This is a genomic window from Pseudarthrobacter sp. MEB009 (assembly GCF_030208875.1).
Lineage (GTDB): Bacteria > Actinomycetota > Actinomycetes > Actinomycetales > Micrococcaceae > Arthrobacter.
Map to the genome: position 1 here is coordinate 59,253 of NZ_JARVTC010000018.1, position 23,103 is coordinate 82,355.

The 23,103-nt window shown below is 67.4% G+C and carries 21 protein-coding genes; 19 read left to right on the top strand and 2 right to left on the bottom strand.

Features of this window, described 5'->3' with window-relative positions; genetic code table 11:
• Nucleotides 1-4 precede the first annotated feature (4 nt).
• The 16 genes from QRN07_RS18105 (at nucleotide 5) to dnaE (ending at nucleotide 19,027) form a co-directional block, all read left to right on the top strand.
• The gene (locus QRN07_RS18105; RefSeq protein WP_285241819.1) at nucleotides 5-1,471 is read left to right on the top strand and encodes a UDP-N-acetylmuramoyl-tripeptide--D-alanyl-D-alanine ligase; all 1,467 of its coding nucleotides are present in this window, start codon (nucleotides 5-7) and stop codon (nucleotides 1,469-1,471) included.
• Complete coding sequence (gene mraY / locus QRN07_RS18110; protein WP_050684146.1) at nucleotides 1,468-2,577, top strand: phospho-N-acetylmuramoyl-pentapeptide-transferase; 1,110 nt, start codon at nucleotides 1,468-1,470, stop codon at nucleotides 2,575-2,577. Before QRN07_RS18105 ends, mraY begins: the two co-directional genes overlap by 4 nt.
• Nucleotides 2,559-4,136, top strand: coding sequence for a UDP-N-acetylmuramoyl-L-alanine--D-glutamate ligase (gene murD / locus QRN07_RS18115; RefSeq protein ID WP_285241820.1), 1,578 nt, complete (start codon nucleotides 2,559-2,561; stop codon nucleotides 4,134-4,136). The genes mraY and murD overlap by 19 nt, the downstream gene beginning before the upstream one ends.
• Before the next feature lie 2 nt (nucleotides 4,137-4,138).
• Complete coding sequence (gene ftsW, locus QRN07_RS18120) at nucleotides 4,139-5,527, top strand: putative lipid II flippase FtsW (protein WP_285241821.1); 1,389 nt, start codon at nucleotides 4,139-4,141, stop codon at nucleotides 5,525-5,527.
• 6 nt (nucleotides 5,528-5,533) lie between these two features.
• A complete protein-coding gene (gene murG, locus QRN07_RS18125; protein WP_050684149.1) occupies nucleotides 5,534-6,634 on the top strand; it encodes an undecaprenyldiphospho-muramoylpentapeptide beta-N-acetylglucosaminyltransferase in 1,101 nt (366 codons plus the stop codon).
• The gene (gene murC / locus QRN07_RS18130) at nucleotides 6,631-8,007 is read left to right on the top strand and encodes a UDP-N-acetylmuramate--L-alanine ligase (RefSeq protein ID WP_285241822.1); all 1,377 of its coding nucleotides are present in this window, start codon (nucleotides 6,631-6,633) and stop codon (nucleotides 8,005-8,007) included. Before murG ends, murC begins: the two co-directional genes overlap by 4 nt.
• Nucleotides 8,000-9,037: a cell division protein FtsQ/DivIB gene (locus QRN07_RS18135; RefSeq protein WP_285241823.1), complete on the top strand. Its 1,038-nt coding sequence runs from the start codon at nucleotides 8,000-8,002 to the stop codon at nucleotides 9,035-9,037. Before murC ends, QRN07_RS18135 begins: the two co-directional genes overlap by 8 nt.
• 210 nt (nucleotides 9,038-9,247) lie before the next feature.
• Nucleotides 9,248-10,480, top strand: coding sequence for a cell division protein FtsZ (gene ftsZ / locus QRN07_RS18140; RefSeq protein WP_050684152.1), 1,233 nt, complete (start codon nucleotides 9,248-9,250; stop codon nucleotides 10,478-10,480).
• An 8-nt stretch (nucleotides 10,481-10,488) separates the two neighbouring features.
• On the top strand, nucleotides 10,489-11,178 hold the full coding sequence (locus QRN07_RS18145) for a purine nucleoside phosphorylase YfiH/LACC1 family protein (protein WP_056598780.1): 690 nt from the start codon (nucleotides 10,489-10,491) through the stop codon (nucleotides 11,176-11,178).
• Nucleotides 11,171-11,926, top strand: coding sequence for a YggS family pyridoxal phosphate-dependent enzyme (locus tag QRN07_RS18150; RefSeq protein ID WP_056598783.1), 756 nt, complete (start codon nucleotides 11,171-11,173; stop codon nucleotides 11,924-11,926). The genes QRN07_RS18145 and QRN07_RS18150 overlap by 8 nt, the downstream gene beginning before the upstream one ends.
• 92 nt (nucleotides 11,927-12,018) lie before the next feature.
• Complete coding sequence (locus QRN07_RS18155; RefSeq protein ID WP_050684155.1) at nucleotides 12,019-12,549, top strand: cell division protein SepF; 531 nt, start codon at nucleotides 12,019-12,021, stop codon at nucleotides 12,547-12,549.
• Nucleotides 12,550-12,670: 121 nt separating this feature from the next.
• Entirely contained in the window at nucleotides 12,671-12,958 is a 288-nt protein-coding gene (locus QRN07_RS18160; RefSeq protein ID WP_056598786.1) for a YggT family protein, read from the top strand.
• 176 nt (nucleotides 12,959-13,134) lie between these two features.
• Nucleotides 13,135-13,833, top strand: a complete 699-nt coding sequence (locus QRN07_RS18165) for a DivIVA domain-containing protein (RefSeq protein WP_056598790.1) — start codon at nucleotides 13,135-13,137, stop codon at nucleotides 13,831-13,833.
• Nucleotides 13,834-13,924: 91 nt separating this feature from the next.
• The gene (gene lspA, locus QRN07_RS18170; RefSeq protein ID WP_050684158.1) at nucleotides 13,925-14,515 is read left to right on the top strand and encodes a signal peptidase II; all 591 of its coding nucleotides are present in this window, start codon (nucleotides 13,925-13,927) and stop codon (nucleotides 14,513-14,515) included.
• Nucleotides 14,508-15,434, top strand: a complete 927-nt coding sequence (locus QRN07_RS18175) for an RluA family pseudouridine synthase (protein WP_056598794.1) — start codon at nucleotides 14,508-14,510, stop codon at nucleotides 15,432-15,434. The genes lspA and QRN07_RS18175 overlap by 8 nt, the downstream gene beginning before the upstream one ends.
• Nucleotides 15,435-15,469: 35 nt before the next feature.
• On the top strand, nucleotides 15,470-19,027 hold the full coding sequence (gene dnaE / locus QRN07_RS18180) for a DNA polymerase III subunit alpha (RefSeq protein ID WP_050684160.1): 3,558 nt from the start codon (nucleotides 15,470-15,472) through the stop codon (nucleotides 19,025-19,027).
• A gap of 25 nt (nucleotides 19,028-19,052) precedes the next feature.
• Here dnaE and QRN07_RS18185 read toward each other — a convergent pair whose 3' ends face one another.
• A complete protein-coding gene (locus QRN07_RS18185) occupies nucleotides 19,053-19,511 on the bottom strand; it encodes a flavin reductase family protein (RefSeq protein WP_197273508.1) in 459 nt (152 codons plus the stop codon).
• Between the two features lie 167 nt (nucleotides 19,512-19,678).
• Between QRN07_RS18185 and QRN07_RS18190 the strand changes: the two genes are divergently transcribed.
• From QRN07_RS18190 to nrdR, 3 genes are all read left to right on the top strand, one after another.
• Nucleotides 19,679-20,212, top strand: a complete 534-nt coding sequence (locus tag QRN07_RS18190; protein WP_050684162.1) for a hypothetical protein — start codon at nucleotides 19,679-19,681, stop codon at nucleotides 20,210-20,212.
• A gap of 4 nt (nucleotides 20,213-20,216) precedes the next feature.
• Complete coding sequence (gene hisD / locus QRN07_RS18195) at nucleotides 20,217-21,590, top strand: histidinol dehydrogenase (RefSeq protein ID WP_056598797.1); 1,374 nt, start codon at nucleotides 20,217-20,219, stop codon at nucleotides 21,588-21,590.
• A 132-nt stretch (nucleotides 21,591-21,722) separates the two neighbouring features.
• Nucleotides 21,723-22,229 carry a transcriptional regulator NrdR gene (gene nrdR / locus QRN07_RS18200; RefSeq protein WP_050684164.1) on the top strand — a complete coding sequence of 169 codons (507 nt, stop codon included), beginning with the start codon at nucleotides 21,723-21,725 and terminating at the stop codon, nucleotides 22,227-22,229.
• A 91-nt stretch (nucleotides 22,230-22,320) separates the two neighbouring features.
• Here the strand turns inward: nrdR and QRN07_RS18205 are convergent, their stop codons facing one another.
• Nucleotides 22,321-23,100, bottom strand: a complete 780-nt coding sequence (locus QRN07_RS18205; RefSeq protein WP_157370967.1) for an SDR family oxidoreductase — start codon at nucleotides 23,098-23,100, stop codon at nucleotides 22,321-22,323.
• Between the last annotated feature and the right edge of the window lie 3 nt (nucleotides 23,101-23,103).

Genomic DNA, 23,103 nt, shown 5'->3' on the forward strand with positions numbered 1-23,103 from the left:
CGACATGATTGCACTTACTGCGGCGGAAATCGCCGACATCACTAACGGGCGCCTGGCCGCCGATCCCGGAACCACGCCGCTGTCGGTGGTGACGGATTCACGCGACGCCACACCGGGTTCGCTCTACGTCGCCAAACCCGGCGAACACGCTGATGGGCACGACTTCATTGGCGCGGCCTTTGTTGCCGGAGCCACCCTCGCCCTTGTCGAACGCCCCGCCGTCGCCCCCGACGGCACGGTGTACCCCTCGGTCCAGGTGGCGGACGCCGTCCTGGCGATGGGTGCGCTGGCCGCCGAGGCTGTCCGCCGGATCCGGGCTGCCCGCGCAGCCGCCGGCGAGGAACTGACGGTGGTTGGCATCACCGGCTCGGCCGGCAAAACCACCACGAAGGACCTGCTGGCAGGAATCTTCTCCGCTGCCGGAAATACCGTGGCGCCGCAGGGTTCCTTCAACGGCGAGGTCGGAGTGCCCCTGACGGTCTTCCGCGCCGACGCCGGCACCCGTTACCTGGTGATCGAAATGGGCGCCACCGGCGTTGGCCACATCCGCTACCTCGCCGAAATGGTCAAGCCTGATATCGGCGTTGTCCTGGGCGTGGGAACAGCCCACGCCGGCGAATTCGGCGGCGTGGAAAACATCGCCCGCGCCAAGGGCGAACTGGTCGAAGGCCTGTCCGCCGCAGGAACAGCCATCATCAACCTCGACGACGGCCGGGTCGCCGCCATGCAGGACCGCACCGGCGCCACGGTGCTGGGGTTCTCCGCCGAAGGCCGGCCGGATGCCGCAGTGCAGGCCCTCGACGCCGACACCAACGCCGCCGGCAACCCGGAATTCGAGCTGCAGCTCCCCGGCGAAGACGCCCCGCTGCACGTCAGCAGCCAGCTCATCGGCGCCCACCACGTAACGAACCTGCTCGCCGCCGCCGCGGCCGCGCATGCCGCCGGAATCCCCGCAGCAGCCATTGCCGCGTCCCTGGGCAGCCAGTCAGCCGCCAGCCGCTGGCGCATGGAGCGGACCGAACGCGCCGACGGCGTCACCATCATCAACGACGCCTACAACGCCAACCCGGAGTCCATGCGGGCCGCACTGCGCACCCTGGCCGACCTGGGCCGGGGCCGCCGGACCTGGGCTGTCCTGGGCGCCATGCTGGAGCTGGGACCGGACTCCATCCGCGAGCACACGGCCGTGGGCACGCAGGTGGTCCGGCTCAACATCTCCCGACTGGTGGTGGTGGGCCGGGAGGCCCGCGCCCTCTACGTTTCCGCCGTCCAGGAAGGATCCTGGGGGGACGAATGCATCTTCACTGAAAACGCCGAAGAGGCCTACGAACTGCTCAACCACGAACTCAAACCCGGCGACCTGGTCCTGTTCAAGTCCTCCAACAGCGTGGGGCTTCGCCATCTGGGCGATCGGATAGCATTACCCCCACAAACCCAGCAAAACGCCGATGAAAGGAGCACTCTGCCGTGATTGCACTTTTGATCGGTGCGGGCCTTGCCCTGCTGTTCGCCCTCGTAGGGACCCCACTTTTCATCCGGCTCCTGGTGCGCCGCGGCTACGGCCAGTTCATCCGTGATGACGGACCCACCTCGCACCACACCAAGCGCGGCACGCCCACCATGGGCGGCACCGTGGTGGTCGCGGCGGTGCTCCTGAGCTACGGGCTCACGCATCTCATCATGCTGATGATGAACCCCGACTCGCCCGGACCGTCAGCGTCCGCCCTGATCCTGCTCTTCCTGATGGTGGGCATGGGACTGGTGGGCTTCCTGGACGACTTCATCAAGATCTCGCGCCAACGCAGCCTGGGCCTGGACGCCAAAGCCAAACTCATCCTCCAGGCCGCGGTGGGCATCATCTTCGCCGTCCTGGCACTGAACTTCCCGGACGAGAACGGGCTGACGCCGGCGTCGACCAAAATCTCCCTGGTGCGCGACCTGCCCTGGCTGGACCTTGCGTTCGGCGGCACCGTCCTTGGCGCCATCCTCTTTGTGGTCTGGTCCAACCTGATTGTCACCGCCGCCACCAACGGCGTGAACCTCACTGACGGCCTCGACGGACTGGCCGCGGGCGCCTCCGTGATGGTCTTCGGGGCGTACACCCTCATGGGCATCTGGCAGAGCAACCAGGCCTGCGGCTCGCCCCGCGAGGCCGGCAGCGGCTGCTACTCCGTCCGTGACCCCCTGGACCTGGCGCTGCTGGCTGCCATCCTCAGCGCCGCCCTGGTGGGCTTCCTGTGGTGGAACACCTCACCGGCCAAAATCTTCATGGGGGACACCGGCTCCCTGGCCATCGGCGGTGCCGTTGCCGGCTTCGCCATCCTGTCCCGCACCGAACTGCTGCTGGGCATCATCGGTGGCCTCTTCGTCATCATCACCCTCTCTGTCATCATCCAGGTGGGCTACTTCAAAGCCACTGGCGGCAAACGTGTCTTCAAGATGGCACCGCTGCAGCACCACTTCGAGCTCAAGGGCTGGGCGGAAGTCACAGTGGTGGTCCGCTTCTGGATCCTCTGCGGCCTGTTCGTCGCCGTAGGCCTGGGCATCTTCTACGCTGAATGGGTCGTGCTGCTGTGACCGTTTCCCCCCGGCTCAACTCCCTGGTCTCCTGGGACTCCGACTGGTCCGGACTGCGTGTTGCCGTCACCGGAATCGGCGTCTCCGGCTTCGCCGCGGCCGACACCCTGATCGAGCTCGGGGCCCGCGTGGTGGTGGTTGATGCCGCCACCAGCGAAACCGCCCTGGCCCAGGCCGACACGCTCCGGATCGTGGGCGCGGTGGATGTCCTGCTGGGTGAGGACGCCGTCACCAGCATTCCAAGGATCGACGGCGAACTGCCGGAACTGATTGTCACCTCGCCGGGCTGGCGTCCCGACCAGGCCCTGCTCGCCGCCGCAGCGCGCGCCCACATTCCGGTATGGGGCGACGTTGAACTTGCCTGGCGGGTGCGGGTCCGCGAGGGCCGGACGACCGCTGACTGGCTTGCCATCACCGGCACCAACGGCAAAACCACCACGGTGGGCCTGACTGAATCCATGCTGCGCGCCGCCGGCCTCAAGGCCCTCGCTGTAGGAAACGTGGGCACCCCCATCCTGGACGCGCTCCGGGACCCGGTGGAATATGACGTCCTTGCCGTTGAACTGTCCAGCTTCCAGCTGCACTGGTCCGAATCCCTGTCGCCCATCGCCAGCGTCTGCCTCAACGTCGCCGAGGACCACGTGGACTGGCACGGCTCCTACGGCTCCTACCTGGCCGACAAAGCCAAAGTCTACGAACGCACCGTCAAAGCCTGCATCTACAACGCGGAACAGATCGAAACCGAACGGATGGTGGAAAACGCCGACGTGGTTGAAGGCTGCCGCGCCGTGGGATTCACCACCGTCACGCCGGCCGTCAGCATGCTCGGTGTGGTGGAAGGGCTGCTGGTGGACCGTGCATTCATCGAAGGGCGCAGGGACAGCGCCGCGGAACTGGCTTCCATGAGCGACCTCGGCGAACTTGCACCCCGGCACATGGTGGCCAACGTCCTGGCCGCAGCCGGCCTGGTCCGGGCCTACGGCGTGGATCAGCAGGCGGTCCGCCAGGGCATCCGCGACTACGTCCCCGGTGACCACCGCATCCAGCCCGTGGCCCGGCAGAACGGAATCCTCTGGATCAACGATTCCAAGGCCACCAACCCGCACGCCGCTGCCGCCTCCCTTGCAGCCTTCACCAACGTGGTGTGGATCGCCGGTGGCCTCTCCAAAGGCGTCAGCTATGACCACCTGGTCCGTGAGAACGCGAAGCGGCTCAAGGCCGTGGTGCTCATTGGAACCGACACCTCGGCCCTCGTTGAGGCCCTCCGGCGACACGCGCCGGATGTCCCCATGATCCCCGCGCTGCCGGGTCACACTGAAGGGGTGCAGACTGCTGCGGCGGAGCGGACCCCTGGTCCGGCCGGCCCCGTGTCCGGGGAAGAGGTGATGTCCCTGGCCGTCGCGTCAGCAGCGCAGGTGGCCGTCTCCGGCGACACTGTGCTGATGGCCCCGGCAGCTGCTTCCATGGATCAGTTCTCTTCCTATGCTCACCGTGGCGGCGCCTTCATTGAAGCTGTCCGCGGGCTGGTGGAGGGGCAGGCCCGGACCGGCGAGGAGTAACAATGGTCAGCACGCCCACCCGGCCGCAGGCCAAAAAAAGCCATGCCCGGAACCCCCAGGCCCGGCAGTCTCCGGCCGGAACCCGGCAGGGCGCAGCGCCCAAAGCGGCAAAAACCGGTGCCACGGCCCGTCCGGCGGTATCCCTTCCCGGCCGGCTGCGGTCCGCCTACCGCAGGTTCTGGTCCGCCCTTGAAGGTACCGGTACGTCCCGGAACGGGTCCACGTATTACCTGATCCTCGGATCCACCCTGGCCCTGACAGCCATCGGGATCATGATGGTCCTGTCCGCGTCCAGCGTCGAATCCATTGCCGCCGGGAAATCGCCGTACGGCGACGCCCTGAAGCAGGGGGTGTTCGCGGCCATCGGCATGTTCACCATGTTTGTACTTTCCCGGATCAACGTGGTGTGGCTGAAACGCCTGGCGTGGCCAGGGGTAGGCGCCGCGGTGGTCCTGCTGGCCCTGGTCCAGGTAGTGGGCAGCGAAATCAACGGCAACAAAAACTGGATCGACCTGGGCGGCATCACGTTCCAGCCCTCAGAGGCCTCGAAACTGGCACTGGCGCTGTGGATGGCCACCGTGCTGGCCATGAAGGGCAGGCTGCTCAGCCGCTGGCAGCACGTGGCCATCCCGGCCGTCCCCATGGCCGCGATCGTGATCGGGCTGGTCCTGATCGGCAACGACCTTGGCACCGCCATGATCATCATGATGATTGCGGCAGCGGCGCTGTTCTTTGCCGGCGTACCCCTGTACCTCTTTGGGATCGCCGGTCTGGCCGCAGCTGCCGGAACCGCGCTGATGGCCGTGACGAGCTCCAACCGGATGTGCCGCATCACGTCCTGGTGGACCGGCGAGACCTGCGCCAACGGCACCGACGCCAACTACCAGGCCACGAACGGCCTGTACGGCCTGGCCTCCGGTGGCTGGTTCGGTGTGGGGCTGGGCCAGAGCCGGCAAAAGTACAGCTGGATCCCCGAAGCCCACAACGACTTCATCTTCGCCATCATCGGCGAGGAACTCGGCCTGGTGGGCACCGTCGTCGTCCTCATCCTCTTCGCCATCCTCGGCGCCGCCATCTACCGGGTGGTCGTGGCGCAGGAGGACATGTTCCACCGCGTCCTGGCCGGCACCATCATGGTGTGGCTGCTGGGCCAGGCCACCGTCAACATGTCGGTGGTGACCGGGCTGATGCCCGTCATCGGCGTGCCGCTGCCGTTCATCTCCTACGGCGGCTCGGCCCTGCTGATGTCACTCTGCGCCATCGGCGTGGTGCTCTCCCTGGCGAGGGAACAGATGGCGCCCGCCATCCGGCCCCGCCGGATGCTGAAGCTGAAGGCCAAAACGGCGAAAGACACCGCCGCCAAAAAGAAGACTGCAAGGAAGCGTGCCTAACCACCGATGACTCCGACAAACCCATCCATCGTCCTGGCGGGTGGCGGTACTGCCGGCCACATCAGCCCGCTCCTGGCCATCGCCGCTGCCCTCCGGGCCGCCTCGCCCGGCGCGGCCATCCTCGCCGTCGGTACCCCCGCCGGGATGGAAACCCGGCTGGTACCCGCCGCCGGCGTGGAACTTGCCACCATTGACCGGGTGCCGTTTCCGCGGCGGCCCTCCCTGGACCTGCTGCGCCTTCCAGCCCGCCTGGCCGGCGCAGTGCGGCAGGCAGGGGAGATCCTGGACAAGTCCGGGGCGGATGTCCTGGTGGGGGTGGGCGGTTATGTCTGCACGCCGCTGTACCTGGCAGCCCGACGCCGGGGCGTACCGATTGTGATCCATGAAGCCAACGCCCGGCCCGGCCTGGCCAACCGGCTGGGTGCGCAGCTGACCAAACGGGTCGCGGTGGCGTTCGAGGGCACCCCGCTGCGCCACGCCGTGCACGTGGGGATGCCCATGCGCACCGAAATTTCCGGCCTGGACCGCGCCGCCGCCCGGCACGATGCGCGGACGGCGCTGGGACTGGACCCGCACCTGCCCACGCTCATCGTCACCGGGGGATCCTCCGGCGCGCAAAGCATCAACCGGACCATCGCGGCAGCAGTCGGCACACTGGCTGCGGCCGGCATCCAGACCCTGCACATCACCGGCCGCGGCAAGACCGTGGCAGGCAGCTCCGGGCAGCCCCTCGCTGCAGCCGGGTACCGGCAGGTGGAATACGTGGCCGGCATGGAACTGGTGTACGCCGCCGCTGACCTCCTGCTGGCCCGCTCGGGAGCCGCAACCGTCTGTGAGGCAGCCGCCGTTGGCGTCCCGGCCGTCCTGGTGCCGCTGCCCATCGGCAACGGCGAGCAGGCCCTCAACGCTGCCGGGCTCGTCAAGGCCGGCGGCGCGGTCCTGGTCCCTGACCGGGACTTCACGCCCGGCTGGGTGGAGCGGGAACTGATCCCGCTGGCCACCGATCCCGCACGGCTGGCCGCCATGGCCGCCAGTTCCCACCAGCTTGGCATCCGCAACGCCGACCAGCGCATGGCCGGCCTCGTCCTGGAAGCGGTCTCCGCATGAGCATCGACGTCCCCACCGGCCCTGCCACCCTGGGCCGGACCCACTTCATCGGCATCGGCGGCGTGGGCATGTCCGCCGTGGCACGGATCATGGTGGCCCGCGGGATACCCGTCAGCGGCTCCGATGCCAAGGACCTGCCCGTGATGGCGGACCTTGCCGCCGCCGGCGCCCGGATCGGAGTGGGCTACGCGGCCGGCAACCTGGGTGACGCCCAGACGGTTGTGGCCGGCTCCGCCATCCGGGCTGATAACCCCGAACTCGCCGCCGCCCGGGAGGCCGGCCTGCCCGTCCTGCACCGCTCCCAGGCCCTGGCCGCCATCATGGGCGCGGACACCGTGGTGACAGTGGCCGGGACACACGGGAAGTCCACCACGACCTCCATGGTCGCGGTGCTGCTGAAAGGCGCGGGCCTGGACCCCACGTTCGCAATCGGCGCCAACGTCCCGGCACTCGGCGTCAACGCCGCGCACGGCTCGTCCGGGATCTTTGTGGCCGAGGCTGACGAGTCCGACGGGTCCTTCCTGAACTACCGGCCGCAGATCGCCGTGGTCACCAACGTCGAGCCCGATCACCTGGACCACTACGGCACGCCCGAGGCCGTTTACGCCTCCTTCGACAGCTTCACCGCACTGCTGCCGGCGGACGGCGTCCTGATCGCCTGCGCGGACGACGCCGGTGCGCTGGCGCTGGCGGACCGGACCCGGCAGCGGGGCAACACCCGGGTTTTCCTCTACGGCACCGGCGCGGAGGCGGACCTGCAGCTGCACGACGGCGGTCCCGGCCAGGTGTCCGTGTCTGCCCCGGCCGGCCGGTTCGACCTGGCCCTGCAGGTACCCGGCAGGCACAACGCCCTGAACGCGGCGGCAGCCTTCGCGGTGGCCCTGGAGCTGGGCGTGGACCCCGCAGCCGCGGCCTCGGCCCTGGGCCACTTCGCCGGCGCTTCCCGGCGCTTCGAGCTCAAGGGCGAAGCCGGGGGAGTGCGTGTGTTTGACGACTATGCCCACCATCCCACCGAAGTCCGGGCGGCGCTGACGGCGGCCAGGAGCGTGGCGGGCGCCCACAAGGTGCACGTCCTGTTCCAGCCGCACCTGTTTTCCCGCACCCGCGAGTTCGCTGCCGAGTTCGCCGGGGCGCTCAACCTCGCCGACACGGCGCTTGTCCTGGACATCTACCCGGCCCGCGAGGACCCCATCCCGGGTGTCACCAGCCAGCTGATCGCGGACCACCTGGGCCCGGGCGGCCGGCTGGTTGAAGCAGCCGATGCCGCCGCTGCCCTGGCGGCCGCCGCGGCTCCCGGTGACATTGTGCTCACCGCCGGTGCGGGCGACGTCACGGCGTACGGTGCCCGGATTGTCGAGGCCCTGCGTGCCTAGCTCCCGCCGGCTCACCTACACCTCTGCGAACCGGGCCGGCGGCCCAGGCAACCCGGGGCGCCCTGCCGGACGCCCCGACCCCGGCAGCCAGGAGGATACCGGCCAGCAGGAGGCAGTTCGGCCTGCAGCGGCCAAGCCCGCTGCAGACATCATCTCGGCCTCCCGGAGCCTCCCCGCTCCGGGCGCTTCCGTGCCCGGCGCGCCCGTGCCCGCCGCACCCGGTTCCGGAAAGCCGGCCCGGGCGGCACGCCTGGCGCTGCCTGGCTGGCGGCGTGCGCGGCACCAGTCCAACGGTGCAGGAACCGCTGCCAACGTGGTGGCGTTCCCGGAGCCCAAAAGCAAGCGGCGCCGCCGTAACCTGCTGGTGGCAGCGTCCACCATCGCTGTGCTGGTGGCCGTGGTGCTGGCCGCAGCCATCTACTCCCCGATCCTGGCGCTCCGCGAGGTCAGCGTGTCCGGGACCAAGCTGCTGGCGCCGGACCAGGTGCAGGCCGCCCTGTCACCGCTGCAGGGCAAACCGCTGCCCCAGATCAGCAAGGAAGAAGTTTCCCGGCTGCTGGAACCACTGGTGCAGGTGGAATCCGTCGCCATCCTGGCCCGGCCGCCGTCGGGCCTTGCCGTAACAGTCCGTGAGCGGGTTCCCGTGGCGCTGGTGAAGCAGGGCGAGCAGTACCAGCTGGTGGACGTCGACGGCGTCCGGCTGGCCACCACAGCCGACCCCGCGTCCGTCGCCCTGCCCGTGATCGACGGGGGAGCGGGCACCATCGGCCAGGACCTCTTCCTGGCCACCGCCAACGTGCTGGCGGCGCTGCCCGCCGACGTCCTGGCCAAGCTCTCCAACGCGTCCGCCCAGTCGGTGGACGCGGTGGAACTGAAGCTGGTGGACGGCCAGACCATTGTGTGGGGCAACGCGTCGGAGAAGGAGCTCAAAGCCAAGGTCCTGGCTGCCCTGCTGAAGGCCCCCGTGGATCCCAAAAACCCGGTCAAGGTCTATGACGTCAGTGTCCCGCGCCACCCCGTGACGCGATGAGGCGCTTTCTTTCGGGTATTAATCCGACACGCGGACCCGGTTATTGAATGTGGGAACCAGAGGAAATACCGTTCCAGACATGAGTTACTTGACATAACTATAACCTTCAACACGAAGGTTAAGGTTTCAGGATTCAAGTCCTCCATCAGCTTTCGCAGCAAACTTCGCAGTACACACGAACAAAAAAGACACGAACAAGGGACACGTAACGTGGCAGCTCCGCAGAACTACTTGGCCGTCATCAAAGTCGTCGGCATCGGCGGCGGTGGCGTAAACGCAGTCAACCGCATGATCGATGTGGGCCTCCGTGGTGTCGAATTCATCGCCATCAACACGGACGCCCAGGCGCTGTTGATGAGTGACGCCGACGTCAAGCTCGACGTCGGCCGCGAACTCACCCGCGGCCTTGGCGCCGGCGCCAACCCCGAGGTGGGCAAGCAGGCCGCCGAGGACCACGCCGACGAGATTGAAGAAGTCCTCCGCGGCGCGGACATGGTCTTTGTGACCGCCGGCGAAGGTGGCGGCACCGGAACCGGCGGCGCGCCCGTAGTGGCCCGCATCGCGCGGTCCCTGGGCGCCCTGACCATCGGCGTTGTGACCCGTCCGTTCACCTTCGAAGGCCGCCGCCGTGCGGGCTCCGCCGAGGCCGGCATCGACGCCCTCCGCGACGAAGTCGACACCCTCATCGTGATCCCCAACGACCGCCTGCTGTCCATCAGCGACCGCAACGTCTCGGTGCTTGACGCCTTCCGCTCCGCTGACCAGGTGCTGCTGTCCGGCGTCCAGGGCATCACCGACCTCATCACCACCCCCGGCCTGATCAACCTCGACTTCGCCGACGTCAAGTCGGTGATGCAGGGTGCAGGCTCGGCGCTGATGGGCATCGGCTCCGCCCGTGGCGAGGACCGCGCCGTGAAGGCCGCGGAACTGGCCATCGCATCGCCGCTGCTGGAAGCATCCATCGACGGCGCCCACGGCGTGCTGCTCTCCATCCAGGGCGGCTCCGACCTCGGCCTGTTCGAAATCAACGAGGCAGCCCGCCTGGTGCAGGAAGTGGCACACCCCGAAGCCAACATCATCTTCGGCGCCGTCATCGACGACGCCCTCGGTGACGAAGCCCGCGTTACGGTCATCGCGGCCGGCTTCGACGACGTCAAGGCCACCTCGCCGTCCATGGACCAGTCGCAGGCCCAGGTCGCCCCGCAGCGCCCGGCAGCCCCCGCTGCCGCACCCGCCCAGGCGCCCACCGCCGGCAACCACCACACCAACGTCCAGCCCGTGCACGCGGGCGTCGGCGCTGCCGGCCTGGGCAACTGGGGCCAGCAGCGTCCCAGCGCCGTCCCGGCCGACTCCGGTTTCGACGTGGACCTGCCGTCCGTGGTGGAGCCGGACATGACCGGCAGCCGCTCGGATGACCTGGATGTCCCCGACTTCCTGAAGTAGGGTCCGGCTTGTTCCTCTGGCGTGCAGACATCCTGCCCGGTGTTTCCGCCGCATTCACGGATGTCCGCGCCGGGAACCTGGCTTTGCATGTGGGGGACCACCCCGACGAAGTCCGCGGCCGCCGCGCCCACCTGGAGCAATCCATGGGCGTGGCGCCGCAGGACCTGTTGTTCATGAACCAGGTCCACGGTTCCACCGTGGCCGTGATGGCCGCCGGCGGCCCGGCCCCCGACGCCGATGCCATGGTCTCGCTCGGGGTGCCGCTGGCCGTGATGGTGGCGGACTGCATTCCCGTGCTCCTGGCCGGAACCTCGCCGGCCGGTCCGGTCCTTGCCGCCGTCCACGCCGGCCGGCCTGGAATCGCCAACGGTGTCCTGCCAAAAGCCGTGGACAGCATGCGGTCCCTGGGCGCCACCGGCATCCGTGCCTGGCTGGGCCCTTCAATCTGCGGACACTGCTACGAGGTGCCGGCCGGGCTCCGCGATGAGGTGGCCGCCGCAGTCCCCGCCACCGCGGGCACCACCTCCTGGGGAACCCCGGCCCTTGACCTTCCGGCCGGAGCGCGCAGCCAGCTTGAAGCTGCCGGCGTTCCGGTGGATTACACCGGCCCCTGCACCCTGGAGACGGAATCCCTCTACTCATACCGGCGCAACCAAAAGACCGGACGGTTCGCCGGGGTGGTGTGGAGCCATGACTGAATCCGCACCCCACGGGGCCGACCCCCGTTCCCTTGAACTGGCGGACCGGCTGGCAGCCGTCCAGGCCCGGATAACGCGTGCTGCCGCCGACGCAGGCCGGCAGGACCGGCCGCCCCGCCTGATTGTGGTGACCAAATTCCACCCGGCCGCGGACGTCCGCCGGCTGGCAGCCCTTGGGGTCCGGGACGTTGGCGAAAACAGGGACCAGGAGGCGGCCGCCAAAGCCGCCGAACTGGCGGACTGTGGCCTCACCTGGCACTTTGTGGGACAGGTCCAGAGCAAAAAAGCCAAATCCGTGGCCCGTTACGCAGCCGCCGTGCACTCCGTGGACCGGGTCCAGCTGGTGGATGCCCTGGCAAAGGCCATGGCCACTGCTCAGAATACGGCCGCGCAGGATGGTGCGCCCCGCCCGGACCTGGACTGTTTCATCCAGGTCAGCCTGGAGGAGGACGCCGGCGCGCACCGCGGCGGAGCGGACCCGGCCGACGTTCCGGAACTGGCCCACCGGATAGCGGCAGCGGAAGGCCTCCGGTTGGCAGGCGTGATGGCGGTTGCCCCGCTGGGTGGCCAGCCGGAATCGGCCTTCGAAAAACTTGCCGGCGTGTCCGCCCGGCTGGTGGCGCAGCACCCCGGCGCCACGGGCATTTCAGCGGGCATGAGCCAGGACCTCGAGGCGGCCATCCGCTTCGGGGCGACACACCTGCGGATCGGCTCCGATATTCTCGGAACACGTCCCGCGGTGGGGTAGCGTCGATCCTGTTGGAAGTGATCGGCGGGGACTCCAGTGCTGTCAAACCATTGGGCGGCCCGCATCCGGGACATACGAAATAGGAGTCGACCATGGCCGGCGCTCTGCGCAAGACAATGATCTATCTTGGGCTCGCCGATGGCGATGAGCATTACGAGTCCGAGCACCAGACCACACGTAAGGATGAGGACGAACCCATGGAAGCAGACCGCGAGGAACGCCGTGCGCCCGCACCGGTCCGCGAAGTCAGCCGGGAAGCGTCCTACAGCCCCGAAGAGGAATACCGCGCCCCTGTGACACCCATCAAGCGTGCGGCGTCCAGCCGCGAGGAAATTACCGGGCTCCGGCAGATCACCACCATCCACCCGCGCTCCTACAACGATGCCAAACTCATCGGTGAGAGCTTCCGGGACGGCATTCCGGTGATCATGAACGTCACCGACATGGGCGAGGCAGACGCCAAGCGCCTGGTCGATTTCTCCGCCGGCTTGGTCTTCGGACTCCGCGGCAGCATCGAACGGGTCACCAACAAGGTCTTCCTGCTCTCGCCGTCGTACGTTGAAGTCATCGGCGATGACAAAAAAGCCAGCGACACCCAGGCCAGTTTCTTCAACCAGAGCTGACCGGCAAGGCCGCACCGGATGCCAGGCAGGGACACCTGCCTGGCATCTGTGCTGAAATAGACCAGAAGAACCGGCACAACGCCGCGGTAATCACAACTGACATGGAGATATGAGTTAAGTCATGGGAATTGTTTTCGGACTTGTCTATCTCGCCCTCCTGCTCTTTTTTGTCGCCCTGATCATCCGCCTGGTCTTTGACTGGGTGCAGATGTTTGCCCGGGAATGGCGGCCCCGCGGGGCCGCCCTGGTGGCGGCGCACACTGTCTACTCGATCACCGACCCGCCCCTGAAGGTGCTCCGCCGGCTGATCCCGCCCCTGCGGCTCGGCGGCATTTCGCTGGACCTGGGGTTCCTGATTCTGTTCATCGCCGTGAGCATTGCGATGGGAATCACCCGCAGCCTCGCCTGAATACCCGCGAAACCCTGTCAAATACGCTGGGCCCGCCCCGGGAACGGCTAGGGTGAAGTGAAGAAAACCCGTATTTGACACTTCAGTGTTGAATTACAGGTAGCAGACCAAATTTAGGTACCGTAGTTTTGACGGCCGGAAGGCCTACTGACTAACCAGACCAGTGAGGTGACCAGATGGCTTTGACGCCAGAAGACGTTGTCAACAAACGCTTTCAGCCCACCAAGTTCCGCGAGGGCTACGACCAGGACGAAGTTGATGACTTCCTAGACGAAATCGTCGTCGAACTCCGACGCCTGAACCAGGAAAACGACGAGCTCCGCAAGAAGCTCGCCGATTCCGGCACCAGCGTCCCGGCCGCCACCGCCGCAGCACCTGTGGTGGAGAAGGTCCCCGCACCGGTCAAGGCCGACAAGGACGACGCCAACGAGAAGGCCGAGGCAGCCAAGGCCGCCGAAGCTGCCAAGAAGAAGGAAGCCGCTCCGGCCGCTCCCGCCCCGGCAGTACAGGCCGCACCGGCACCGGCAGCAGCAGCCCCGGCCAACACCCCGTCAGCGGAATCCGCTGCCGGCCTGTTGGCCATGGCCCAGCAGATGCACGACCGCCACGTCTCCGACGGCCAGGCCCAGAAGGACAAGATCATCGCCGAAGCGCAGATCGAAGCCTCCAGCCTCGTCAACGACGCCCAGGAAAAGTCACGCAAGATCCTCGGCGCCCTGGAACAGCAGCGGTCCGTCCTGGAGCGCAAGGTCGAGCAGCTGCGCGGCTTCGAACGCGACTACCGTTCACGCCTCAAGGCTTACATCGAGGGCCAGCTCCGCGACCTCGACGCACGCGGCTCCGTCGCTGCACCGGAAGTCAGCGAAGCCAACTGATCCACCCAGCACGTATTCTGAAAGCCGGTGGCTGAGGATTCCTCGGCCACCGGCTTTTGGCATTAATACCGCTATCACGAATGAAAGCACCATGACTGACGAACCTGCCGCTGCCGCTGCACGCCCTGTCCCGCCTTCGCAGCGCCCCCGCCGCGCCGTGCTGCTGTCCCTGTTTGCCGGGTTCGCAGTCTTCGCCTACGTCTTTGACCAACTGACGAAGATCTGGGTGGTATCCACCATGGTGGAGGGCGAACGGATCCCCGTCCTGCCGCCGGTCCTGCACTGGTACTTCATCAGGAACTCCGGCGCCGCTTTCTCGATCGGCGAGAACGTAACCTGGATCTTTTCCATCATCATGGCGGCCGTGGTGGTCGCCATCCTGTTCCAGATCCGCAAAATCGGCTCCCGCTGGTGGGCGCTTGCCCTGGGGCTGCTGCTCGGCGGCGCACTGGGAAACCTGACAGACCGGCTGTTCCGGGAACCTTCCTTCGGAATGGGCCATGTGGTGGACTTCATCCAGCTACCCAACTTCGCCATCTTCAACATCGCCGACTCCGCAGTGGTCTCCGCGGTGGCGATCATCTGCATCCTGACGCTCCGCGGCATTGGCATGGACGGTGCCCGACTGCACGCTGCGGCCAAAACCAGCCCCGACACGGCGAAGGAGTCCGGTGATGCCTGAGCGCATCATTGTTGCCGGAGAATTCGGCGGAACACGGGCCGACGCCGGCCTGGCCGCCCTGCTGGGCATCTCCCGTTCGATGGCGGCCACCCTCCTGGCCGAAGGCAACGTTGTTGCCGGCGGCAAGGTGCTGGGCAAGTCGGCAAAACTCGTGGCCGGAGACGAACTCCTGGTCACCATTCCGGACCGGCGCGACCCGCTGGAAGTCGTGGAGGAAGTTGTGGAAGACCTGTTGATCCTGCTCGACGACGAAGATTTCGTCGTCGTCGACAAGCCCGTGGGGGTTGCCGCGCACCCGTCACCGGGCTGGGTGGGCCCCACGGTGGTGGGCGGCCTCGCCGGGGCTGGTTACCGCATTTCCACGTCCGGGGCACCGGAACGCGCCGGCATCGTCCACCGGCTCGACGTCGGCACGTCGGGCGTGATGGTGGTGGCCAAGTCCGAGCGCGCCTACACGGCCCTGAAGCGGGCTTTCAAGGAGCGCACCGTGGAGAAGGTCTACCACGCGGTGGTCCAGGGACTGCCTGACCCGCTCGAAGGCACCATCGACGCGCCCATCGGCCGGCATCCCGGCCACGACTGGCGCTTCGCCGTCATCGAGGACGGCCGCCCCTCCGTCACGCACTATGAAGTCCTGGAGGCCTTCGGAAAAGCATCGCTGGTGGAGGTGCACCTCGAAACGGGACGCACCCACCAGATCCGAGTGCATTTCTCCGCCCTCCGCCACCCCTGCGTCGGCGACCTGACCTACGGAGCGGACCCGCGGCTCGCGGCCACCCTGGGGCTCACGCGGCAGTGGCTGCACGCCCGTCAGCTGGGCTTCGAGCATCCCGTCACCGGTGAACCTGTGCTGGTGTCCAGCGAGTACCCGCAGGACCTTTCCCACGCACTGGAAGTGCTCGGCTCGGGCCAGGCCTAGCCATCCCCACGCGCGCCAGTGCGTAGAATGGTGCGGTGACTTCCAGCAATGATTCGTTCGTCCACCTGCACACCCACACCGAATACTCCATGCTGGATGGGGCGGCCCGGCTGGGTGAACTGTTCGATGAAACCGACCGGCTGGGCATGCCGGCGCTGGCCACCACGGACCACGGGTACCTCTTCGGGGCCTTTGATTTCTGGCGGAAAGCCACGGATAAGGGCATCAAACCCATCATCGGGGTGGAAGCCTACGTCACCCCCGGCACGGCCCGCGGCGACAAGAGCCGCGTCCGCTGGGGCGAGGAAAACCAGCGCAAGGACGACGTCTCCGGCGGTGGCTCCTACACCCACATGACGCTGCTGAGCTACAACAACGTCGGCATGCGCAACCTGTTCCGAGCCTCCTCCATCGCCTCCCTCGACTCGGTATTCGGCAAGTGGCCCCGGCTGGACCGCGAACTGCTGAACACCTACTCCGAAGGCCTCATCGCCACCACAGGCTGCCCCTCCGGAGAAGTCCAGACCCGCCTTCGGCTCGGCCAGTACCGCGAGGCCCTGGAGGCGGCCGCCGAATTCCGGGATATCTTCGGTGCGGAAAACTACTTCTGCGAACTGATGGACCACGGCCTGGATATCGAGCGGCGGGTCACCGGCGACCTGCTGCGCCTGGCCAAGGACCTTAACCTGCCCCTGGTGGCTACCAACGACCTGCACTACACCCACGAGCACGACGCGAAGGCGCACGAGGCGCTGCTCGCCATCCAGTCCGGCTCCACGCTCCTGGAACCCACGTACGACAACGGCGGCTCCCGCTTCGCGTTCTCCGGCAGCGGCTATTACCTCAAGTCGCCGCGGGAAATGCGGGAACTGTTCCGCGACCACCCGGAAGCCTGCGACAACACCCTCCTGATCGCCGAACGCTGCGAAGTTTCGTTCAACACCGGCGCCAACTACATGCCCCGGTTCCCCTGCCCGGAGGGTGAGGACGAAACCTCCTGGCTGGTCAAGGAAGTGGATACCGGACTGCGCTACCGCTACCCGCAGGGCATCCCGGACAAGGTCCGCAAGCAGGCAGACTACGAACTCGAAGTCATCACGTCCATGGGCTTCCCGGGCTACTTCCTGGTGGTGGCCGACTTCATCAACTGGGCCAAAAACAACGGTATCCGCGTGGGTCCCGGCCGTGGTTCCGGCGCTGGTTCCATGGTTGCCTACGCCATGCGCATCACCGACCTCGATCCGCTGCACCACGGCCTGATCTTCGAACGGTTCCTGAACCCCGACCGCGTCTCCATGCCCGACTTCGACGTCGACTTCGATGACCGGCGCCGCTCCGAAGTCATCGACTACGTCACCCGCAAATACGGCGATGAGCGCGTGGCCATGATCGTCACCTACGGCACCATCAAAACCAAGCAGGCGCTCAAGGACTCCTCCCGCGTGCTGGGCTACCCGTTCAGCATGGGCGAAACGCTGACCAAGGCGCTGCCGCCCGCCGTGATGGCCAAGGACATCCCCCTGGCCGATATCCAGAACAAGGACTCAAAGCGCTACAGCGAGGCCGGCGACTTCCGGCAGCTGATCGCCACTGACCCCGAAGCCGCCAAGGTCTTCGAAACGGCCCTGGGCATCGAAGGCCTGAAACGCCAGTGGGGCGTGCACGCCGCCGGCGTGATCATGTCCTCGGACCCCATCATCGACGTGATCCCCGTCATGCGCCGCTTCCAGGACGGCCAGGTCATCACGCAGTTCGACTATCCGACGTCCGAGGGCCTGGGCCTGATCAAGATGGACTTCCTCGGCCTGAGGAACCTGACGATCATTTCCGATGCCCTGGAAAACATCAAGATGAACCGGAACATCGACCTGGACCTGGAGACCCTGGAACTGGACGACGTCGAATCCTACGAACTCCTGGCCCGCGGCGACACCCTCGGGGTGTTCCAGCTCGACGGCGGCCCCATGCGCTCCCTCCTGAAGCTCATGAAGCCTGACAACTTCGAAGACATCTCGGCAGTGCTTGCCCTGTACCGTCCCGGCCCCATGGGCGCCAACGCCCACACCGACTATGCCCTGCGCAAGAACGGCATCCAGGAAGTCATCCCCATCCACCCCGAGCTCAAGGAACCGCTCGCGGAAATCCTGGGCGGTACGTACGGCCTGATTGTGTACCAGGAGCAGGTCATGGCCGTGGCCCAGAAGCTGGCCGGCTACTCCCTGGGCCAGGCCGACATCCTTCGCCGCGCCATGGGCAAAAAGAAGAAATCCGAGCTGGACAAGCAGTTCGCCGGGTTCTCCCAGGGCATGCAGGACAACGGCTACTCCATGGCTGCCGTGAAAACCCTCTGGGACATCCTGCTGCCCTTCTCCGACTACGCCTTCAACAAGGCGCACTCGGCGGCCTACGGCGTCATTTCCTACTGGACTGCGTACCTCAAGGCGCACTACGCGCCGGAGTACATGGCTGCGCTGCTGACCTCCGTGGGGGACGACAAGGACAAGTCCGCCATCTACCTCAACGAATGCCGCCGTATGGGCATCACCGTGCTGCCGCCGGATGTGAACGAGTCCGCCCTGAACTTCACTCCGGTGGGCACCGACATCCGCTTCGGCATGGGCGCCATCCGGAACGTGGGCGTCAACGCGGTCGAAGCCATGGTGGCCGCCCGCGAAAGCGAGGGAGCATACATCTCCTTCAAGGACTACCTGATGAAGGTCCCCGCGGTGGTCTGCAACAAGCGCACCATCGAGTCACTGATCAAGTCCGGGGCCTTCGACTCCCTGGGGCACCACCGGCGTGCGCTGGCCATGATCCACGAGGAAGCCATCGACTCGGTGATCACCCTCAAGCGCAATGAGGCGATCGGCCAGTTCGACCTCTTTGCCGGCTTCGAGGATTCCGACTCGGAAGCGTCGCTCAGCATCGAAATCCCGGACCTGCCCGAATGGGAAAAGAAGGACAAACTGTCTTTCGAGCGGGACATGCTGGGCCTCTACGTCTCCGACCACCCCCTGCAGGGGCTCGAAGGGCTCCTGAGCCAGCACGCCGAAATGAGCATCACTACCGTCCTCGGCGAGGACGGACCCCAGGACGGCGCCATCATCACCATCGCCGGCATGATCACCTCCCTGAGCCGCCGGATCGCCAAAGCCAGCGGCAACGCGTACGCCCGGGCCGAAGTGGAGGACCTGGGCGGTTCACTGGAAGTAATGTTCTTCGGCCAGGTCTACGGGCCCATCGCCTCCGTACTGGCGGAGGACCTGATTGTGGTGGTCAAGGGCCGCCTGCAGAAGCGCGACGACGGCGCCATCGCCCTGAACTGCATGGAGCTGTCCGTGCCGGACCTCAGCGAGGGGCTCAACGGGCCGCTGGTGATCACCATGGCCACGCACAAGGCCACCGAAGCCGTGGTCACCGAGCTCGGCGACGTGCTCCGGACCCACCGGGGCAACTCGGAAGTCCGGCTGCACCTGCAGGGCGATACCCGCACCGAGATCATGGGCCTGCCGGTCCACCTCCGGGTGAACCCCAGCCCGTCACTGTTCGGTGACCTGAAGGTCCTCCTGGGGCCAGCCTGCCTGGACGCCTGACCCGCCGCTACGCCCCGGCCGCCCCTCAGATCTCGTAGTCGAGGGGTGCCGGCTGGCTGTAGGCGCCGTCGTGGTACAGCAGGGGCAGGCCATCGCCGCCCACCTGGCCGTCCACCACCTGGACCACCACCACGGCGTTGTTCTCGAACGAGAGCCGCATCTGGACTTCCCCGATCAGCCAGCCGGCGACGTCCTTGAGGACCGGCACTCCGTGCGGGCCCACCTCCCAGTGGTCCCCTTCGAAACGGTTCCTGGTCCTGGCGAACCGGTCAGCCAGGTCCTGGTTCTCCAGGCCCAGCATATGGACGCCCACGTGGGTGGTGTTGGCCACGGCGGGCCAGGAGCTGGAGCTGCGGGCCATGTTGAACGTAAACCGCGGCGGCTGCGCAGACAGTGACGCCACTGACGTGGCAGTGAAGCCGTAGGGCCGGTCCTGGTAGTTGACTGTGATGATGGCGACGCCGGCTGCATGCCGGCGGAACATCTGCTTGAACGTCGCCTCGAACGACGCACTGGTCTCATCCACCGGAACTCCTGACAAATAAAAGGTTGCTTGGCTTCAAGGGTATGGCCCTGTGGCCGGGGCGCCGAACGCCTGTGAAGCCGGAAGACCGGCGCTGGACCACCCCGTAATTTGTTAAGGTTTGTTGCATGAGCACTATTCCCCGCCGGCAGCGCGCACGGCCATCCTGGGCCACCCTCGTGGTGACGGCTGCCGCAGGCATCCCTGCCGGCGTCCTCTGGTGGCTGCTGGCCCCGGCCGGGCTGAACCTGATCACCCGGGACCCCGCCCTCGGCACAGGCACCAACCCGCTGGCGTGGCTGCCCCGGGACCTGACGCTCGCCGGCCTGTTCCTCCTCGCCGGCTGCCTTGTGGCGGCCTTCCTGGCCGGCAGCAAGCGGCCGGACCCGCAGACTGCCCTGGTGCTGGGCCTGGCAGGGTCGTTCTGCGGTGCAGTCCTTGCCTGGCAGACGGGCCTCCTCGCCGCCTCGCTGTGGGGACCTGCCGCCGACCCGGCATTGAATGCCAGTGTGGCGTTTTCGCTGCGCGCCTGGCCCGTGATCCTGATCTGGCCGGCCGCCACCGCCATCGCAGTATTTGTCCTCGAAATCATCCAGTTTCCAGGCCGCAGGCCAGCCTCCGGGATGATGTCCGGGCAGGACGCCCCCGGCCCCGTAAAATAGCCGGGTGAGCCTTTCTTCCCAGCCTTCTGCCCCCGCCACTTCCGCCGTCGCCTTCCGCACCGTTGACCTCCGCGGCCAGGACCTGACGCTGGCCGGACTGCGCGCCGCCGTGCCGCGGGCCAAGGGCCGGACAGTTGCCGACGCCGAGGAAAAAGTGCACGGCATCATCGCCGCCGTCAGGGCGGACGGGTTCGCCGCCCTGGCTAGCCTCGCGGCAAAGTTCGACGGCGTGGAGCAGCAGCACCCGCTGGTCCCGCAGGACGCGCTGGACGCCGCCCTGGCCGGGCTGGATCCCGAGGTGCGCAGCGCGCTGGAGGAATCGATCAGCCGTGCCCGGATTTTTGCCGACGGGCAGCGTCCACGGAACATCGACGTTGAACTGGGCGACGGCGCCGTGGTCAGCCAGAACTGGGTCCCGGTGGGACGCGTGGGCCTGTACGTCCCCGGTGGCCTGGCCGTCTACCCGTCCTCCGTGATCATGAACGTGGTCCCCGCCCAAGCCGCGGGCGTGGCCTCGATCGCCCTGGCGTCGCCGCCGCAGAAGGAATTCGGCGGGCTGCCGCACCCCACCATCCTTGCCGCCGCCGCGCTGCTGGGGATTACCGAGGTTTACGCCATCGGCGGCGCGCAGGCCATCGCCGCTTTCGCCTACGGCATCCCGGCGGCCCCGGCCGGACCCGCCCTGGAGCCCGTGGATGTGGTGACTGGCCCCGGCAACATCTTTGTGGCGACGGCCAAGCGCCTGGTCAAGGGAGTGGTGGGGATCGATTCGGAGGCCGGCACCACGGAGATCGCTATCCTCGCCGACTCCAGCGCCCAGCCGCACCTCGTGGCCGCAGACCTCATCAGCCAAGCCGAGCACGATCCGCAGGCAGCGTCAGTTCTGGTGACGGACTCCGGGGAACTCGCCGCAGCGGTGCGTGTTGAACTGGACCGGCAGGCTGCCGCCACCCGGCACGCCGCCAGGGTGGCTGAAGCCCTGTCCGGGCCGCAGTCAGGGGTGGTGCTGGTGGACGGCCTGGAACAGGGCATCGCCGCCTGCGACGCCTACGCCGCCGAGCACCTGGAGATCATGACCCGGGACGCCGCAGCCGTGGCAGCCCGGATCAGGAACGCCGGAGCCATATTTGTGGGGGACTACAGCCCGGTCAGCCTGGGCGACTACTGCGCAGGCTCCAACCACGTCCTGCCCACCAGCGGCACCGCAGCCTTCTCTTCCGGCTTGAACGTCACCACTTTCCTGCGGGCCATCCAGGTGATCAACTACAGCCGTGCGGCGCTCTCCGAGGTCAGCGGCCACATCGTCAGCCTTTCCCGGGCAGAGGACCTGCCGGCACACGGCGACGCGGTGACCGCCCGCTTCCCCGCAGCGCGCTAGGCACCACATGTAGTAATTACAGGATTGTGATTACCCCAGATGTGGCCGTAAACTGAACAGTGCTGTACTGCCGCCTCCGCCGGGGGCCGGTTGGGACGTCCCGGTCACCGGGACCGTGCGAAAGGGGACACCTTGTACTGTCCGTTCTGCCGCAATCCCGATTCCCGCGTTGTTGACAGCCGCATGGCTGATGACGGCTCGGCCATCCGCCGCCGTCGCCAGTGCCCTGGCTGCGGCCGCCGGTTCACCACAGTGGAAACCACCAGCCTGTCCGTGATCAAGCGCTCCGGCGTCGGTGAGCCGTTCAGCCGCAGCAAGGTCATTAACGGCGTCCGCAAGGCGTGCCAGGGCAGGCCTGTCAGCGAGGATGACCTCGCGCTGCTGGCCCAGGAGGTGGAGGAGCAGATCCGCGCCTCCGGAGCCGCGGAAATCGACGCCCATGAGGTGGGGCTGGTGATTCTTGGCCCGCTGCAGAAGCTGGACAAGGTGGCCTACCTCCGGTTCGCCAGCGTCTACCAGGCCTTCGAGTCCCTGGCGGACTTCGAAACAGCCATCTCCCTGCTCCGCCATGAAGCGGACCAGGACGCTGCGGCCGGTCCGGCCACGGCACCCGTGGGCCCGGAGAAAAGCGCCCTTTAGCTTGCCGGTGGCGGCGCGGAGGGGAAGCCGCAGCCGCCGCCGGCACCCCCGGACCGGTCCATCTGCTGCCTGGGCCCCCCGGCCCGGCCGGTTACCTGCCGCCGGAAACGGGCAGGATGGCGCCGGTGATGTAGGCGGCCTCGTCCGAAAGCAGCCACAGGACGGCGGCTGCCACCTCTTCGGGTTCGGCGCCCCTGCCCATCGGGATGGTGGGGTTCAGCCGTGCCACCCGGTCCGGCATTCCTGCCGCGGCATGCAGCCCGGTGTTGGTGCTGCCGGGGGCCACGGCGTTGACCCGGATCCCATGCTGTGCCACCTCGGCGGCCAGTCCTGTGGTCAGGACATCCACGGCGCCCTTGGACGCAGCGTAGTGGGCCCAGGTCCCGGGTGAACCGGCCTTGGTGGCGGTGGAGGAGATGTTGATGATGGCCCCGCCGCGGCCACCCGCCTGCGTGCCCATCCGCCGCACCGCCTCCTGGCACATAAAGATGGTGCCGCCGACGTTGACGTCCATCACCCGGCTGACGTTTTCCGCCGGCATGTCCACCAGGTTACCGATCAGGTTCCCGGTAATCCCGGCGTTGTTGACCACGGCGGTGACCTCGCCCAGGCGCGCCGCGGCATCAAAAAGGGAGCCGACGGCGGCGGGCACGCTGATGTCCGCGCGTGCAGCCAGTGCCGTGCCGCCGTCGTCGTGAATGTCCTGGACCACCCGCTCCGCACCGGCGGAGTCCTCCGAGTAGTTCACCACCACGGCGTAACCCGCACGGGCGGCGCGCCGGGCAATGGCGGCCCCGATGCCGCGGCTGGCACCGGTAACCAGCAGGACCCCGCGGTCGGTGCCGCCGGCGGCCGGTTCCGTTGCAGCCACCGG

Excerpts from the sequence above, each read along its gene's own strand:
- QRN07_RS18190 (WP_050684162.1), top strand. The coding sequence starts at position 19,679 with ATGAGCACTATTCCCCGCCGGCAGCGCGCACGGCCATCCTGGGCCACC.
- QRN07_RS18160 (WP_056598786.1), top strand. The coding sequence starts at position 12,671 with ATGGGAATTGTTTTCGGACTTGTCTATCTCGCCCTCCTGCTCTTTTTT.
- QRN07_RS18175 (WP_056598794.1), top strand. The coding sequence starts at position 14,508 with ATGCCTGAGCGCATCATTGTTGCCGGAGAATTCGGCGGAACACGGGCC.
- QRN07_RS18155 (WP_050684155.1), top strand. The coding sequence starts at position 12,019 with ATGGCCGGCGCTCTGCGCAAGACAATGATCTATCTTGGGCTCGCCGAT.
- ftsW (WP_285241821.1), top strand. The coding sequence starts at position 4,139 with ATGGTCAGCACGCCCACCCGGCCGCAGGCCAAAAAAAGCCATGCCCGG.
- QRN07_RS18185 (WP_197273508.1), bottom strand. The coding sequence starts at position 19,511 with ATGTTCCGCCGGCATGCAGCCGGCGTCGCCATCATCACAGTCAACTAC.
- murC (WP_285241822.1), top strand. The coding sequence starts at position 6,631 with ATGAGCATCGACGTCCCCACCGGCCCTGCCACCCTGGGCCGGACCCAC.
- murG (WP_050684149.1), top strand. The coding sequence starts at position 5,534 with ATGACTCCGACAAACCCATCCATCGTCCTGGCGGGTGGCGGTACTGCC.
- QRN07_RS18150 (WP_056598783.1), top strand. The coding sequence starts at position 11,171 with ATGACTGAATCCGCACCCCACGGGGCCGACCCCCGTTCCCTTGAACTG.
- QRN07_RS18105 (WP_285241819.1), top strand. The coding sequence starts at position 5 with ATGATTGCACTTACTGCGGCGGAAATCGCCGACATCACTAACGGGCGC.
- QRN07_RS18165 (WP_056598790.1), top strand. The coding sequence starts at position 13,135 with ATGGCTTTGACGCCAGAAGACGTTGTCAACAAACGCTTTCAGCCCACC.
- lspA (WP_050684158.1), top strand. The coding sequence starts at position 13,925 with ATGACTGACGAACCTGCCGCTGCCGCTGCACGCCCTGTCCCGCCTTCG.
- murD (WP_285241820.1), top strand. The coding sequence starts at position 2,559 with ATGGGTCGTGCTGCTGTGACCGTTTCCCCCCGGCTCAACTCCCTGGTC.